The 16,271-nt window shown below is 66.1% G+C and carries 10 protein-coding genes; 7 read left to right on the forward strand and 3 right to left on the reverse strand.

The genetic code is table 11. The features are described from left to right. The first annotated feature begins 87 nt into the window (after positions 1–87). The 7 genes from AC3A4T_RS08035 to AC3A4T_RS08065 all read left to right on the forward strand — a co-directional run bounded on the left by AC3A4T_RS08035 (position 88) and on the right by AC3A4T_RS08065 (position 12,608). Positions 88–1,128 carry a LacI family DNA-binding transcriptional regulator gene (locus AC3A4T_RS08035; RefSeq protein ID WP_487674901.1) on the forward strand — a complete coding sequence of 347 codons (1,041 nt, stop codon included), beginning with the start codon at positions 88–90 and terminating at the stop codon, positions 1,126–1,128. 102 nt (positions 1,129–1,230) lie between these two features. Next, positions 1,231–4,287 (forward strand): TonB-dependent receptor, encoded by a 3,057-nt coding sequence (locus tag AC3A4T_RS08040; RefSeq protein ID WP_487674902.1) that lies wholly within the window; start codon positions 1,231–1,233, stop codon positions 4,285–4,287. Between the two features lie 123 nt (positions 4,288–4,410). After that, positions 4,411–6,090 (forward strand): glucoamylase family protein, encoded by a 1,680-nt coding sequence (locus AC3A4T_RS08045; protein WP_487674903.1) that lies wholly within the window; start codon positions 4,411–4,413, stop codon positions 6,088–6,090. A 187-nt stretch (positions 6,091–6,277) separates the two neighbouring features. After that, a complete protein-coding gene (locus AC3A4T_RS08050) occupies positions 6,278–7,591 on the forward strand; it encodes a sugar ABC transporter substrate-binding protein (RefSeq protein WP_487674904.1) in 1,314 nt (437 codons plus the stop codon). Beyond that, positions 7,588–8,466: a carbohydrate ABC transporter permease gene (locus AC3A4T_RS08055; RefSeq protein WP_487674905.1), complete on the forward strand. Its 879-nt coding sequence runs from the start codon at positions 7,588–7,590 to the stop codon at positions 8,464–8,466. The genes AC3A4T_RS08050 and AC3A4T_RS08055 overlap by 4 nt, the downstream gene beginning before the upstream one ends. Further along, positions 8,463–9,299: a carbohydrate ABC transporter permease gene (locus AC3A4T_RS08060; RefSeq protein WP_036112987.1), complete on the forward strand. Its 837-nt coding sequence runs from the start codon at positions 8,463–8,465 to the stop codon at positions 9,297–9,299. Before AC3A4T_RS08055 ends, AC3A4T_RS08060 begins: the two co-directional genes overlap by 4 nt. 165 nt (positions 9,300–9,464) lie before the next feature. After that, the gene (locus AC3A4T_RS08065; RefSeq protein WP_487674906.1) at positions 9,465–12,608 is read left to right on the forward strand and encodes a discoidin domain-containing protein; all 3,144 of its coding nucleotides are present in this window, start codon (positions 9,465–9,467) and stop codon (positions 12,606–12,608) included. Between the two features lie 208 nt (positions 12,609–12,816). On the opposite strand, the gene pgl is transcribed toward AC3A4T_RS08065, so the two are convergent. The 3 genes from pgl to zwf form a co-directional block, all read right to left on the reverse strand. Further along, positions 12,817–13,563 carry a 6-phosphogluconolactonase gene (gene pgl, locus AC3A4T_RS08070; RefSeq protein ID WP_487674907.1) on the reverse strand — a complete coding sequence of 249 codons (747 nt, stop codon included), beginning with the start codon at positions 13,561–13,563 and terminating at the stop codon, positions 12,817–12,819. Positions 13,564–13,734: 171 nt separating this feature from the next. Beyond that, positions 13,735–14,745 (reverse strand): glucokinase, encoded by a 1,011-nt coding sequence (gene glk, locus AC3A4T_RS08075; RefSeq protein WP_487674908.1) that lies wholly within the window; start codon positions 14,743–14,745, stop codon positions 13,735–13,737. Next, entirely contained in the window at positions 14,742–16,169 is a 1,428-nt protein-coding gene (gene zwf / locus AC3A4T_RS08080; RefSeq protein WP_487674909.1) for a glucose-6-phosphate dehydrogenase, read from the reverse strand. Before zwf ends, glk begins: the two co-directional genes overlap by 4 nt. Positions 16,170–16,271: the final 102 nt, after the last annotated feature.

Raw genomic sequence — 16,271 nt, forward strand, 5'->3', positions numbered from 1 at the left:
GCTTTACATAACAAGCGCTTTACACTCCTTCCTGAAAACGTTTACAGTCGTCCCACTTTCCAACCGCGAGGGGCGGCCAGGACAGTGGTGAGCGTGACGATCAAAGATGTCGCCCGCGCGGCCCAAGTGTCGGTGGCGACCGTATCGCGGACCTTGAACGGTCACGGCAACGTGGCCGAGGACGTGCGTCGGCGCGTGCTCGCGGTCGCCAATGACCTGCGCTACACGCCGCATGCCGCGGCCCGCAGCCTCAGCAGCCGGCGCACTCACACCCTCGGCGTGGTCCTGCCCGATCTGCACGGCGAATTCTTTTCCGAACTGGTGCGCGGCGTCGATCTGGTCGCGCGCGAACACCGTCTGCATCTGTTGGTGTCGAGCTATCACGGCCGACCGGACGAACAAGTCGCCGCCTTGCGCGCGATGCGCGGCCGGGTCGACGGCTTGCTGGTGATGTCGCCGTATGCCGCCGCGCAGGTGTCGATCGTCGAGGAACTCGCCTCGGCGTTGCCGGTGGTGCTGATCAACACCCAGGACGCATCGCCGGACGTGCTGTCGCTGAGCGTGGACAACTACGGCGGCGCCCAGGCCATGACCGAGCATCTGATCGCCTGCGGCCATCGCCGGATCGCCTTCATCGCCGGCCCCGAAGACAATTTCGACGCCCACGAGCGCCTGCGCGGCTACCGCGAAGCGCTCGCGCGTCTGCTGCCGGATTCGTCCGAGTGGGTGCTGCCGGGCGCGTTCGACGAAGCCTCCGGCCACGCCGCCGGACAGGCCTTGCTCGCCGCCGGGCAACGGCCCGATGCGGTGTTCGCGGCCAACGACATGATGGCGTTGGGCTGTCTGTTTTCGTTCGTACAAGCGGGTGTCAACGTGCCGGGCGACATCGCCCTGGCCGGATTCGACGACATTCCGCTGGCCCGTTACGTCCACCCGACGCTCACGACCATGCGGGTCAATATCGCCGAGTTGGGGGCCCGCGCGGCGCGTCTGCTGCTGACGCGACTGAGCGCGGACACCGGCGTGCAGGAATCGCAACACAACCCAGAAGAACCGCGGCGTAGCGAGCCGTTGCGGCCGGAATTGATCGTGCGCGAGTCGGGAGTTCGCCGAGGGGGCGGTGCCTGATCGCGTCGAAAAAAATTTGGTCGCGCGTGTAAGCGATTACACCAGAACAGCCGCACCACCACGCAACCTTGCAGTACGTGCTCCTTGGAGGGAGGAACGCTCATGAATCAGATCAATCCGCAAACCCCGCACCGCCCCAGATCCGGCTTGCGCTTCGACACCGGCCGCAACCTGCTGGCCTGCGCGCTCGCCAGCTGCCTGGCGATGGCCGCGCCGGTCGCCCTGGCGCAAAGCACCGCCGCGACCATTCGCGGCACGATCAGCGGCGACGCCGGTCCCGCCGCCAATGCCAGCGTGACCGCCACCAACACCGCCAGCGGCCTGGTGCGCAAGGTGCAGACCGCCGCCGACGGCAACTACACCCTGGCCGGCCTGCCGCCGGGCACCTACCGCATCGACGTCAATGCCGATGGCCAGAGCAATACCCGCAACGTCACCGTCGCGGTCGGCCAGTCGGCGACCTTGAATCTTTCGACCGGCGGCGTCGCGGAGACCGCGCCGGCGGGCGAGGCGACCGATCTGGACAAGGTCACGGTGACGTCCTCGGCGCTGGCCGAAGTGCGCACCTCCGAGAACGCCACCTACATCTCCAACAAGCAGATCGAATCGCTGCCGCAGGGCACGCGCAACTTCCTCGCCTTCGCCGATACCGTGCCGGGCGTGCAGTTCGTGCAGTCCGGCAACGGCTCGACCTCGATCCGCAGCGGCGCGCAGAGCTCCAACGGCGTCAACGTCTACATCGACGGCGTGGGCCAGAAGAACTATGTGCTGCCCGGCGGCGTCGGCGGCCAGGACGACACCCGCGGCAATCCGTTCCCGCAGTCGGCGATCGGCGAGTACAAGGTCATCACCTCGAACTACAAGGCCGAGTTCGACCAGCTCAGCAGCGCCGCGATCACCGCGGTGACCCGTTCGGGCAGCAACGAATTCCACGGCGATTTCTTCTGGGACCACACCTCCGAGAAGTGGCGTTCGCCGACTCCGGCCGAGGACAAGTCCGGCAGGAAGACCGACTCGAAGGAAGAGCAGTACGGCATCTCCTTCGGCGGCCCGATCATCCAGGACAAGATGCATTTCTTCGTCGCCTATGAGGCGAAGGAATACAACACGCCGTTCACGATCAAGCCGGGCGAGGGCGTGACCGCCGCGCAGTTGCCGGCGCAGTTCCAGTCGCTGGTCGGCGGCGTCAACGCGCCGTTCAAGGAAGACCTGTACTTCGGCAAGGTCGACTTGACCGTCGGCGAAAACCACTATTTCGAACTGACCGGCAAGTACCGCGACGAAACCGAAATCACCGGCGTCGACGGCATCAGCACGGTTCCGTTCGGCACCGCCAAGGACAACAGCGACAAGCGCTTGGACCTGCGTTACCAGTACACCGGCGACGGCTGGCTCAACGATGCCCACGTCACCTACGAGGACGCCAGCTACAACCCGCGCGCCAATTCGTTCGGCAACGGCTACGTGCTGACCCGCGCCGACATCAACTCGACCGGCGACAAGCGCGTGCTCAACGCCGGCCCCGGCGAGAATTTCCAGAACAAGGCACAGAAGGGCTATTCGTTCCAGGACGATCTGACCTTCACCGGTCTGCAGTGGCACGGCAGCCACACCATCAAGACCGGCATCAAGTACAAGTCCATCGACATCAGCGCGACCGAGCAGATTCCGTTCAACCCGCAGTTCTTCTACGACATCAACGGCGATCTGGCTTCGCCGTACCTGGTGCGCTTCGGCGCCGGTCTGCCGGGAATCGCCGACGGCAGCGTCAAGTCGAACAACAAGCAGTTCGGCATCTACATCCAGGACGACTGGGAGGTCAACGACAAGCTGACCTTGAACCTCGGCGTGCGCTGGGACTACGAGACCAGCGACGTCTACACCGACTACCGCACGCCGAACGACGTGATCAATGCGCTCAACAGCCAGGATCCGCGCGCGCCGTCCGGGCAGACCTATCGCCAGACCCTGGCGCGCGGCGGCGTCGATCTGAACGACTACATCAGCACCGGCCGCGAACGCGATAACTTCAAGGACGCGTTCCAGCCGCGCCTGGGCTTCTCCTACGATCTCAACGCCGACCAGCGGCATGTGATCTATGGCGGTGCCGGTCGCGCCTACGACCGCAACATCTTCAACAATCTGCAGCTGGAAACCACCAAGGGTACGTTCCCGACCTATTCGTTCCGGTTCAACCAGCCCGGTCATGCGTGCACGCCGGGTGTCGGCGACTGCCTGGCCTTCAATCCCGGGCTGCTGAGCCGCGAGGCGCTGGAAGCCTTGGTCGCCGCCAATCCGAACACCGGCCGCGAAGTGTTCCTGCTCAACAACGACCTCAAGACGCCGTACTCGGATCAGTTCAGCCTGGGCATGCGCAACGCGGTGATGATCGGCGAGACCGAATGGCAGACCGATATCGGCGTGTCGCGCATCGTCAGCAAGGACGGTTTCGCGTTCGTGCTGGGCAATCGCAATCCGGACGGCTCGTTCTATCCGGCGCCCGACGCGGTGTGGGGCGCGCCGTTCGGCGCCGGCATTCCCGGATTCGGCCGCGCCCTGATCCTGGGCATCAACGGCATCGAAACCCGCGCCAACTCGCTGCTGGTCAAGATCGACAAGCCGTATACGCGCGAGTCGGGCTGGGGTGTGACGCTCGCGTACACCTTCACCGATGCCGAGGAAAACCGCGAGAACGGCGAGTCGTTCTCGCTCGATCATCCGAACCTGTCCGGGTTCGGCTGGCACGACGCCAAGGGCGTGCCGCGTAATCGCCTGGTCGCGACCGGTATCTACGATGGTCCGTGGGGCCTGACCTTCTCCGGCAAGATGACCCTGGCCAGCCCGACCGGTTACTACTTCGTCAACTGCTCGCAGTCCGGTCCCAACGACAACTTCTGCTTCACCGATCAGTTCAAGCCCGACAAGACCATCGGCTTCAAGCAGCTCGATCTGGCGGTAACCAAGGAGTTCGATACCGGCGCCGGCATCAAGTTCCGCATCCGCGGCGACGTGCTCAACGTCACCGACGCGCGCAACTACAACCAGTACGACACCTTCGCCGGCCGTTTGAACGCGCCCAACGCCAATTTCGGCGATCACCAGGACGGCATCATCCTGCCGACCCGCACGTTCAAGCTGTCGATGGGCTTCAGCTGGTAACCCACATGCCGGCCGTCCGTTCGCGGACGGCCGGCATCGGCAAAGAACCATGGCCCGCTTCGCCGGTCACAGATAGCGTCACCGGCATTCGGTTCCAACCACAACACAGGGGTTTCCAGTTTCATGCAACGCGCCAAGCCGACAACACGTGCAGTCTCATTCGCTGTTCTGAGCACGTTGTTGCTCGCTTTGTCCGCATGCAAGAAACCCGAGACGCAATCGCAGACCCAGCCCATCGTCAGTCCGGAGCCGGTGGTGATCGAACCGCTCAAGCAGGAACGGCTGGAACTGCCGCCGTTGTTCCGCGATATCGAAAAACGCACGTTCCAGTTTTTCTGGGACACCACCAACGAACAAAACGGGCTGACGCCCGACCGTTATCCGTCGCGGCCGTTCGCTAGCATCGCCTCGATCGGATTCGCGTTGACCGCGTATCCGATCGGGATCGAGCGCGGCTGGGTCAATCGTACCCAGGCGGTCGATCGCACCCTGACCACATTGAAATTCCTGCGCGACCTGCCCAGCGGCCCGCAGCCGACCGGCAAGGGCGCGTACAAGGGCTTTTACTATCACTTCCTCGACATGCAGAAGGGCGAGCGTTTCAACAGCTGGGTCGAGCTGTCGAGCGTGGACACCGGCCTGTTGATGATGGGCGTGCTGTTCACCCAGTCGTATTACGATCGCGACGACCCGCGCGAGAAGGAAATCCGCGACATCGCCGACACGCTGTACAAGCGCGTGGACTGGACCTGGCTGCAGCAGAACAAGCCGCTGATCTCGATGGGCTGGTTCCCCGAGAGCGGTTTCATCAAGCACGACTGGATGGGCTACAACGAGGCCATGCTGCTGTACGTGCTGGCGCTGGGTTCGCCGTCGCATCCGGTCGAGCCGGAGGCGTGGACGGTGTGGACGCGCACCTACAACGACGTGTGGGGCGTGTATCAGGGTGAGGAATTCCTCGCCTTCGGTCCCTTGTTCGGCCATCAGTACAGCCATGTCTGGATCGATTTCCGCGGCATCCAGGACGAGTACATTCGCGAACGCGGCATCGATTATTTCGAGAACAGCCGTCGCGCCGCGTACGCGCAGCGCGCGTATGCGATCGCCAACCCGATGAAGTGGGAAGGCTACGGCCCGGAGCTGTGGGGCCTGACCGCCAGCGACGGGCCGCAGCAGACCTTGCAGGAATACCGCGGCGAGCAGCGTCAGTTCCGCCACTATTCGGCGCGCGGCGCCGGCCTGCGCGAGAATTTCGACGACGGCACCATCGCCCCGACCGCGGCGATCGCGTCCTTGCCGTTCGCGCCGGAGATCGTGATTCCGACCACGGTGGCGATGCACGAGCGTTACGGCGAGTACATCTATTCCAGCTACGGCTTCCTGGATTCGTTCAATCCGAGCTTCAACTACGACATTCCGTTGAAGACCGGACGCCTGGTGCCCGATCACGGCTGGGTCGCCAGCGATTACATCGGCATCGATCAGGGCCCGATCCTGGCGATGATCAGCAACTACCGCAACGAATTCGTCTGGAACGTGATGAAGCGCAATCCCTATATCCGCAGCGGCCTGGAGCGCGCCGGGTTCAAGGGCGGCTGGCTGACGCCGGCGGATGCGCAGGGCAAGGACGCAAAGGACAGCAAGGACGGCAAGGACAAGAAGGCGGGCGAGGGCGCGGCGAAGGCCAATGCCCGGCCGGCCGGCACCATGGACCCGGCCACGGCGCGCGCGCTGGGCGAAGCCGAGTCGCGCTCCGGGCGCACCAATGCGCCGGTGAAGCAGAATGCGCCGAAGCCGGAATGACGGCATGAGCGTGGTGGCGGCTTATGCGGCCGGGCGTGTGCGGGCGCTGTGGGGCTCGCTCAGGCGGCGTTTGCCCACTGGGAGTTCTCGCGACGTTGTTGCTAGAAGCGAATCCCCCGTAGCCCCCCTTTTGCAAAGGGGGGAACTGTTTCGCGGTGGGCTTGGTGGTGGCGCGGGCTACGGGTGGTTGCGAGGTTCGATTCTCGTATGCGCGGTTGTGCTGCTCGGCAGTTGCTCGCGGCGAGACGATGGGCGCGAACTGGTGCGGTTCTGGGCGATGGGCTACGAGGGCGAAGTCGTCACTCAGCTGATCCCGGAGTTCGAGCGGCGCAATCCCGGCATTCGGGTGGAAGTGCAGCAACTGCCGATCACCGCCGCGCACGAGAAGCTATTGACCGCGTTCGCCGGCGATGCCTTGCCGGATGTGTGCGCGATCGGCAATACCTGGGTCTCCGAGTTCGCCTTGCTCGATGCCTTGATCCCGCTCGATCCGCGCCTGGCGCAGACGCCGGGCTTGCAGAGCCGCGATTATTTCGCCGGCGCCTGGGACACCGGGGTGATCGGCGGCACCGTGTATGCGGTGCCGTGGTACGTGGAAACGCGATTGCCGTTCTATCGCCAGGATCTGCTCAAGCAGGCCGGAATCTCCCGGCCGCCGCAGACCTGGGACGAATGGAAAGACGCGATGGCCGCGATCAAGCGCGAGGTCGGTCCCGACCGTTATGCCGCGCTGCTGCCGCTCAACGAAGCCGAGCCGCTGTTGAACCTGGGCATCCAGTCGCCCGATCCGCTGCTGCGCGACGACGGGCGTTACGGCAATTTCCGCAGCCCGGGGTTCAAGCGCGCGCTGAGCTTCTATCGCGAAGTGTTCGACAACAAGTGGGCGCCGCTGGCCAGCAACACCCAGATCGCCAACGTGTGGAACGAATTCGGCCGCGGCTATTTCAGTTTCTACGTCAACGGCCCCTGGAACATCGCCGAATTCAAGAAACGCCTGCCGCCGGACCAACAGGCCTCGTGGATGACCATGCCGCTGCCGGGCGAACACGGCCTGGGCGCTTCGGTCGCGGGCGGCGCCAGCTTCGTGCTGTTCCGCAGTTCCAAGCGCCAGGACGCGGCCTGGAAACTGATCTCGTACCTGTCCGAACCGCAAGTGCAGGTGCGTTTCCACGGCCTGACCGGTAACCTGCCGCCGCGCCGCGCCGCCTGGGCCACGCCGGCCCTGGCCAATGACGTGTATGCGCGCGCATTCGGCGATCAGCTCGAACGCGCGCGGCCGGCGCCGAAAGTGCCGGAGTGGGAGCGCATCGCGACCGAGATCAAACTGGTCGGCGAACAATTGGCCAACGGGCGCGTCAGCGTGGATCAGGCGGCGGAAGAGCTCGATCGTCGCGCCGACCGCATTTTGGAAAAGCGCCGCTGGATGCTCGATCACCAGACCATCAAACCCACGGTCGCGCCGGTCGCGGGCAAACCCGTCGCGGGCAAGGAGGGCGGATGAAACCGTCCACCGCCGGCTGGGTGTTCGCCGCGCCCGCCTTGACCGTGATCGGCCTGTTCTTCGGCCTGCCGGTGCTGGCCGCGCTGGCGCTGAGCCTGACCGATTTCGATATTTACGCCTTGGCGCATATCGACAACCTGCGCTTCGTCGCCTTCGACAACTACATCAACCTGCTCAACAACCCGCTGTTCTGGCGCGCGCTCGGCAACACCATGTATTTCGTCGTGGTCGGTGTGCCGCTGTCGATCGGCGTGTCGCTAGGTGCGGCGCTGCTGCTGCATTCCAAGCTCGGCTACTTCAAGCCGTTCTTCCGCACCGCGTTCTTCGCGCCGGTGGTGACCACGGTGGTCGCGGTCGCGGTGATCTGGCGCTATTTGTTCCATACCCGCTACGGCCTGGTGAACTGGGCCTTGTCGTGGGTCGGGATCGATCCGGTCGACTGGCTAGGCGACCCGCACTGGGCGATGCCGAGCATCATCCTGTTCGCGGTGTGGAAGAACTTCGGCTACAACATGATCATCTTCCTGGCCGGTCTGCAGGCGATTCCGGAAGACCTGTACGAAGCCGCGCGCATCGACGGCGCCAGTCACGGCCGTCAGTTCCGCTACATCACCTTGCCGATCCTCGGGCCGGTGCTGTTGATGGTCAGCATCCTGACCCTGGCGGGCTACTTCCAGTTGTTCGCCGAACCCTACGTCATCACCCAGGGCGGGCCGCTGCAAAGCACGGTCAGTGTGCTGTACCTGATGTACGAGGAAGGCTTCAAGTGGTGGAACCTCGGCAACGCCTCGGCGGTGGCGTTCCTGTTGTTCGTGTTGATGACGGTGGCGACCAGCGGTTTGATGTGGATCGCGCGCCGCAAGGGGGTCGAATGAATCGCGACGGGATGCCGGCCTGGCTGGCCAAAGCGATCGTCAACGGCCTGCTGGTCGGCCTGGCTGCGCTGAGCCTGGCGCCGCTGCTGTGGATGTTCGCGGTCTCGCTGATGCAGCCCGGCGAGGCCAGCGCGTTTCCGCCGCCGCTGTGGTCGTCCAGTCCGACCCTGCACAACTACCACGAACTGTTCGCGCGCATGGGCATGGGGCGCTACCTGTTCAACAGTTTTCTGATCTCGACCCTGGTCACGATCATCGCGGTGCTGCTCAACACCCTGGCCGGTTACGCCTTCGCCAAGCTCGACTTCGGCGGACGCGAGCGGGTGTTCCGGGTGTTGCTCGCGGCGCTGGTGATCCCGGCGCAGGTGTCGATGATGCCGCTGTTCCTGATGCTCAAGCAGATGGGTCTGATCAACAGCTATGCCGGCGCGGTGGTGCCGGGCATGGCCGGGATCTTCGGTATCTTCCTGGTGCGTCAGTACGCGCGCTCGATTCCCGACGAATTGCTGGAGGCGCCGCGCATCGACGGCGCCGGCGAGTTGCGCATCTTCTTCCAGATCGTGCTGCCGGCGTTGCGGCCGATCCTGGTGACCTTGGCGATCTTCAGTTTTCTCGGCGCGTGGAACGATTTCATGTGGCCGTTGATCGTGCTCAGCGACGAGAACCTGCAGACCTTGCCGGTCGCGTTGGCCTCGCTGTCGCGCGAACACGTGCAGGACAACGAAATGATGATGGCCGGCTCGGTGGTCACCGTGGTGCCGGTGCTGTTGCTGTTCCTGGTGCTGCAACGCCACTACCTGCAAGGTCTGCTGGTCGGCAGCGTCAAGGGTTGAACCGTCTGCCGCGATGATGCGGCGCGAACAAGGTGAGTGAAGTCGATGTCGGAACGCTACCCATCGGTCGTGGCGCGGGTTGTCGCCGCAGGGCATCCAGGCGCCGCCAAGGCTTTTGCGGGAGCGGCCTGGTCGTCGTTGCTCGCGTTGTGTTGCAGCAGCGGCATGGCGTTCGCGCAGAAACCGCGGGTGCTCGACGATTTCGAATCGGCCAAGCCGTGGACGGTGGTGACGTCCAATCAGGTCAGCGCGAGCCTGCGCCCGGTCGACGGCAGCCACGGCCGCGCGCTGTGCCTGGACTACGACTTCAACGGCGTGTCCGGTTACGCCGGCCTGCAGCGCGAATTGCCGCTGCAGTATCCGGACAATTACCAGTTCGCGTTCCAGATGCGCGGCGATTCGCCGGCCAACGATCTGCAGTTCAAGCTGGTCGATGCCAGCGGCGACAACGTGTGGTGGGTGAACCGGCCCAAGTACGAGTATCCGAAACAATGGACGCCGGTGGTCTACAAGCAGCGGCATATCAGCCGCGCCTGGGGGCCGGCGCCCGATCCGGTGTTGCGCAAGAGCGCCAAGCTCGAATTCACGATCTACAACAGCGCCGGCGGCAAGGGCTCGGTGTGTTTCGATCAATTGACGTTTCAACCACTGGCCAAGGACGAAGGCGCGCCGTTGACCGGAACCGTCGTCGCCACCACGACCGCGCAAGGCAGCCGCGCCGACTACGCGATCGACGGCGATCCGGCCACCGCGTGGCGCGCCGGTTTCGAAACCGATCCGGAGCCGGCGTTGACGCTCGACCTCGGCCGCGTGCGCGAGTTCGGTGGCGTGGTGCTGCGATGGGCCGACGATGAGTTCGCGTCCGACTACCGCATCGATCTGTCCGATGACGGCCGGCAGTGGCGGGAGAATGCGGGGCGTGTCGATCACGGCGATGGCGGCACCGATCTGATCGCCTTGCCCGAGGCCGAAGCGCGCTATCTGCGCGTGGTGCCGATCCGCGGTCTCGGCCTGGGCTTCGGTCTGGCCGAACTGACGGTGCAGCCGCTGGCGTTCGCGGCCACGCCCAACGATTTCGTCAAGGAACTGGCCAAGCGCGCGCCGCGCGGCGACTATCCGCGCGGTTTCAGCGGCGAGCAACCCTACTGGACCATCGTCGGCACCGACGGCGGCCTGCAGCAGGGGCTGATCGGCGAGGACGGCGCGATCGAGGTCTACAAGGCCGGTTTCAGCGTCGAGCCGTTGTTGCTGCGCGAAAACGGAACCACGCGCGAACTCAAGACCTGGGCCGACGTGGCGATTACCCAGAGTCTGCAGGACGGCTATCTGCCGATCCCGAGTGTGCATTGGGACGCCGGCGATCTGAAGTTGACCGTCACCGCGTTTTCGCCCGAATTCGAGGGGCAGGAACAGATCGTCGCCCGCTATCGCGTGCAGAACACCACCAGGCAGACGCAAGCGCTGACCTTGGCGCTGGCGGTGCGGCCCTTGCAGGTCAATCCGCCGACCCAGTTCCTGAGCACCACCGGCGGGGTCAGCCATATTCGTCAGTTGCGCATCGATGTCGCCGACGAGACCCGCGATGGCGTCGGCAATGGCCTGGCCACCGTCAACGGCAATCCCGGCGTGCAATCGCTGACGCCGGTGGCGGGTGCGCTGGTGTCGAGCTTGCAAAGCGGCGACGTGGTCGGGCGCCTGCGCTCGGGACGGACCTCGTCCGCCGCGACCGAGGTGACCGATCCCGATGGTCTGGCCTCCGGCGCGATGTTGTATCCGATGCGTCTGGCCGCGGGCGAAAGCCGCGAGGTGTTCATCTATCTGCCGCAGGATCCGGGCGCGTCGTTGCCCAGCTTCGATCCCGCCGATGCGATCAAGTGGCAGGACGCGACCGCGCGAATGTGGCGCGACAAACTCGACCGGGTGAAGCTGCGCGTGCCGCCGGCCGGCCAGCACGTGGTCGACACTTTGCGCACCGGGCTGGCGCATATGCTGATCAGCCGCGAAGGCCCGCGCCTGCAGCCGGGCACGCGTTCGTATGCACGCGCCTGGATCCGCGACGGCGCGATGATCGGCGAGGGCCTGCTGCGCATGGGCCGCGAGGACGTGGCCGAGGACTTCCTGCGCTGGTACGCGCCGTATCAGTTCGAAAACGGCAAGGTGCCGTGCTGCGTCGACGACCGCGGCAGCGATCCGGTGCCGGAGAACGACAGCCACGGTGAGCTGATCTTCACCGTCGCCGAGGTCTATCGCTACACCCGCGATCGCGAACTGCTCAAGGCGATGTGGCCGCACGTGCAAGGCGCGGTGCGTTACATGGACGAACTGCGGCTGAGCGAGCGCACCGATGCGAACCGCGCCTTGAATCCGGCGTTCTACGGCATGATGCCGGCCTCGATCAGTCACGAGGGCTATTCGGCCAAGCCGATGCATTCGTACTGGGACAATTTCTGGGCCTTGCGCGGTTACAAGGACGCGGTCGAGATCGCAAAGTGGTTGGGCGAGGACGAGGCGGTCGAGGCTTACACGGCGTCGCGCGATCAGTTCCGCGAGGACTTGTACCGTTCGATCGAATCGGCCACCCGGCAGCACCGCATCGACTACATCCCCGGCGCGGCCGAACTCGGCGATTTCGATGCGACCTCGACCACGATCGCGCTCGCGCCCGGCGGCGAGCAGGGCCTGTTGCCGCAAACCTTGTTGAACAACACCTTCGAGCGCTATTGGAAAGAGTTCGTCGATCGCCGCGACGGGCGCCGCGAGTGGAAGGACTACACGCCGTACGAGTTGCGCACGATCGGCAGTTTCGTCCGTCTGGGTTGGCGCGATCGCGCTCACGAGGCGCTGGATTTCTTCTTCAAGGATCAGCAGCCGCGCGGATGGAACCAGTGGGCCGAGGTGGTTTCGCGCACGCCGCGCAAACCGTTCTTCGTCGGCGATCTGCCGCATGCCTGGGTCGAGTCGGACTATGTGCGCTCGGCGCTGGACATGTTCGCCTACACCCGCGATGTCGATCAGGCGCTGGTGATCGCGGCCGGCGTGCCGGCGGCGTGGCTGGAGGGCGAGGGCGTGTCGGTCGAGGCCTTGCGCACGCCGTATGGCGCGCTGGGCTATCGATTCAAGCGCGACGGCAAGCGCGTGTCGCTGGAGTTGTCGCCCGGCCTGCAACCGCCGCCGGGCGGTGTGATGGTGAAGTGGCCGTTCGATCGCGCGCCGGGCAAGACCCGGGTCGATGGGCGCGAACGTGCGTGGGTGGATGGCGAATTGAAGATCGAACGGGTGCCGGCGCGGGTGGTGGTGGAGATGGAGTAGGGCGGCGCATTGCGCGGTGGCCCTCACCCCAGCCCCTCTCCCGCGCGCGGGGGAGGGGTTCAGTAGTGGATGGAAGAGGGGCTTGGATCGAATGCGCCGCAGTTGCCATCGGTGGGAAGGCGGGAGTCGCGGCTTCGTCGTTGGATGTCGTCAGGTATCCGTGTCGCGAGGTCTCAGGCCGTCGACACGCACCCACGGCCTCATTTCGTCACTCGCACCAATGCACGTCCAGACCGACGTCGCCCTGCATGCCGATCAGCACCGGCCAACGCGTCGCATCGCCGCTGGCCAGGGCCTGACGGAACACCTCGCGCTTGGCCTTGCCCTGGATCAATAGGAAGCGCGATTGCGCATAGGCCAGGCCAGCGGGGGTCAGGCTGATGCGCTTGCTCCATTGCTTCGCGCCTGCCGCGGTGGTGGCGTCGATGGCGACATAGGGCTGTTTCGACGCCAGCGCCCGATCCAGGCCCGGCAGGCCGGGAAACAGCGATGCGGTGTGGCCGTCCTCGCCCATGCCGAGCACCGCCGCGCTGGCGCTCTGGCGCGCGTGCGCGTTGGCGAAGGCGACCGCTTCCTCGAGACTGCGGCCGGGCGCGGTCAAGGCTTCGAAGCGCGCGGCGGCGGCGTTATTGCGTAGCAGGTGCTGGCGCACCAGCCAGGCGTTGCTGTCGCGATCGTCGGGCAGCAGCCAGCGTTCGTCGACCAGGGCGATATCGACCCGCGCCCAATCCAGCGGCGCGCGCGACAGGGCGCGGTAGACCGGCGCCGGGGTGGTGCCGCCCGACAGCAGCAGGCGGACGCGCGAACGCCGTGCGAGATCGCGCCGCAGTTCGGCCGCGATGGCCACCGCGCTGGCCCAGATCCAGGTGTCGACGCTGCGATGCGCATGCCAGCGATACGGCGCGGCCTGAGGCAGGGCGGGATCGTGCGGGACGGGGGCGGAGTCGTCGAGCATCCGTCCATCGTCGCATGGGGTTGTTTAAGGCCGTGTCGTCGGATCTGGTGTTTGCTTTGGCGATCTGAGCGAAAAGCGTCGGGGCTGAAGCCCCACCCACATAAAGACTTCGAGGCTGAAGCTCCCTCCCGCAGAGTCCGCAAGTTGCCGCGTTGCCGCGATCAGCGCCGCTCAGCCCGCGCTGATCTCGCTCGCAGGCACCGCCGCCGGCGCGTGCCGCGCCGCCAGCGCCGCCGCGCCGAGCAGGCCCGGTTGCGCATGGGTCACCGCCAGGGTCGGCACCCGCGCCATGGTCGGCGAGAACCGGCCCTTGTGCTCGAAACGCTGGCGGAAGCCCGAATGCGCCAGCCACGGCATCAGCTTGGGCACCAGGCCGCCGGGCAGGAACACGCCGTCCCACGCGCCGAGGGTCAGCACGAGGTCGCCCGCGGCCGCGCCGAACACCGCGCAGAACACGTCGATCGCGCGCAGGCAGCGCACGTCGCCCTCGCGCGCCATCGCGGTGATGTCCTGAGGCTGCAGCGGGCCGGGGTCTTCGCCGGCGATCTGGCTCAGCGCGCGATGCAGGTTGACCAGGCCGCTGCCGCTGAGCAGACGCTCGTTGGAGACCCGGCCGAATTCGCCCGACAGGCGTTGCAGCACTTCGATTTCTTCCGGCGTGCCCGGGGCGAAGCTGACGTGGCCGCCCTCGGTCTGCAGCGGGTAATAGCGGCCGTCGCGGCGCAGCAGCGCGCCCACGCCCAGGCCGGTGCCGGCGCCGATGATCGCGTAGGTGCGGTCGCCGTCGCCGCTCCAGCCGTTCCAGCGCACGCCGCCGATCGGCACCACGTCGGACGGTTGCAGCAGCGACACCGCCATCGCCTGCGCGGCGAAGTCGTTGACCAAACGCAGTTGGGTCAGTCCCAGCGCGATCCGGGTGCGTTCGGCCGAGATCACCCACGGGTGATTGGTGATTCGCGCCTCGTCGCCATCGACGCGCCCGGCCACCGCGAACACCGCATCGGCCGGGCTCGCGCCGATGCGGTCGAGGTAATGCCGCGCGGCGTCGGCCAACGACGGAAAGTCGGCGACCGAGAAAACCTGCACGCTGTCGGGCAACAGCGCCGGCACGGTCGGATCGGACGAGGCGAGGGCGAAGCGGGCATTGGTCCCGCCGATGTCCGCCAGCAGCGCGCCGGTCATGCCGAACCTCCGCCGGACTTGTAGCCATTGGTCGGCGGCAGGAAGCGTTCGGCCTCGGCCGGGCCCCACGAGCCGGCCGGATAGTCCAGAGCGGGTTGCTCGGTCTGGCTCCAGGCGCCTTCGATGCTGTCGATCCATTGCCACGCCGCTTCGACTTCGTCGTCGCGCACGAACAGGGTCTGGTTGCCGCGCAGCGCGTCGACCAGCAGGCGCTCGTAAGCGATGCGCCGCTGCGGCGAGCCCGACATCGACAGATCCAGCGACATCGGCTTGAGCTCCATCGCGCCCCATTCCGGCGCGGCGAGGCTGCCCATCAGGCCCAGCTCGATGGTTTCGTCGGGTTGCAGGCGCATGCGCAGGCGGTTGGGACGTTCGCGGCCGCGGCGCGGGCGTTCGAACAGCCAGTGCGAGGTCGGGCGAAACGAGACCACGACTTCGGTCGCGCGTTCGGCCAAGCGTTTGCCGGTCACCAGGCGGAACGGAACACCCGCCCAGCGCCAATTATCGATATACGTCTCCACCGCGACGAAGGTCTCGACCGTGGACTCATGCACGAAGCCCTTGACCGCGCGGCCCTCGACCACGCCGGCGCCGTAGCGGCCGCGCACGGTGCGGGTCGCGACGTCCTCCGTGCTCATCGGCCGCAGCGCGCGCAGCACCTTGCGCTTTTCGTCGCGGATGCTGTCGGCGTCGAGCACCGCCGGCGGCTCCATCGCGATCAATGCGAGCAATTGCAGCATGTGGTTCTGGACCATGTCGCGCAGCGCGCCGTAGCCGGCGTAATAGCCTTCGCGGCCGTCGACGCCGGCGGTTTCGGCGACCAGGATGTCGACCGATTCGATCCAGCGGTGTTCCCACACCGCCTCCAGCAAGGTGTTGCCCAGGCGCAGCGCGAGCAGGTTCTGCACCGCCGCCTTGCCCAGGTAATGATCGATGCGGAAGATCCGCGATTCGTCCAGACACGCGCGCAGCGCGGCGTTGATCTCGCGCGCCGAGGCCAGGTCGCGGCCGATCGGTTTTTCCAGCACCAACCGGGATTCGCCTTCGAGCAAACCCGCGGCTTTGAGGCCGTTGGCGCAATGCACGAACAGGTCCGGCGGCGTGGCCAGGTAGCTCACGCTCGGCCGGTCGGCGTATTTCGACAGCGCCGCGGCGATCGACGTCTCGTCGCGCAGATCGACCGAGACGTAGGCGATCTTGGACAGCAGTTCATCGGCCACGGTCGGATCGTCGGCGATCTCGCCGGCCATGCGCTCGCGCAGCCAGGCGCGGAAGTCGTCGTCGGACAACTCCTGGCGGCCGACCGCGACGATGCGGAACCCGGCCGGCAGCAGCCGATCGCGCCACAGATGGACCAGCGACGGAAACAGATAGCGCTGGGAGAGATCGCCGGTGGCGCCGAACAGCAGCAGGGTGTCGTGCATGGAACCGCGAGCTCTGAAAGTGGGGGAAACCGCGATCGGGCGCGGCAACTGCGTTCGATCGTGCGCCGGGAAGGGCTCCCGGCTCGGGCCCCAAGCATATCG

This window comes from Lysobacter sp. Soil_N_51, from assembly GCF_057655755.1.

Coding starts and splice junctions, on each gene's coding strand:
- zwf (WP_487674909.1), bottom strand. CDS start 16,169: ATGCACGACACCCTGCTGCTGTTCGGCGCCACCGGCGATCTCTCCCAG.
- AC3A4T_RS08055 (WP_487674905.1), top strand. CDS start 7,588: ATGAAACCGTCCACCGCCGGCTGGGTGTTCGCCGCGCCCGCCTTGACC.
- AC3A4T_RS08045 (WP_487674903.1), top strand. CDS start 4,411: ATGCAACGCGCCAAGCCGACAACACGTGCAGTCTCATTCGCTGTTCTG.
- AC3A4T_RS08060 (WP_036112987.1), top strand. CDS start 8,463: ATGAATCGCGACGGGATGCCGGCCTGGCTGGCCAAAGCGATCGTCAAC.
- glk (WP_487674908.1), bottom strand. CDS start 14,745: ATGACCGGCGCGCTGCTGGCGGACATCGGCGGGACCAATGCCCGCTTC.
- AC3A4T_RS08065 (WP_487674906.1), top strand. CDS start 9,465: ATGGCGTTCGCGCAGAAACCGCGGGTGCTCGACGATTTCGAATCGGCC.
- pgl (WP_487674907.1), bottom strand. CDS start 13,563: ATGCTCGACGACTCCGCCCCCGTCCCGCACGATCCCGCCCTGCCTCAG.
- AC3A4T_RS08040 (WP_487674902.1), top strand. CDS start 1,231: ATGAATCAGATCAATCCGCAAACCCCGCACCGCCCCAGATCCGGCTTG.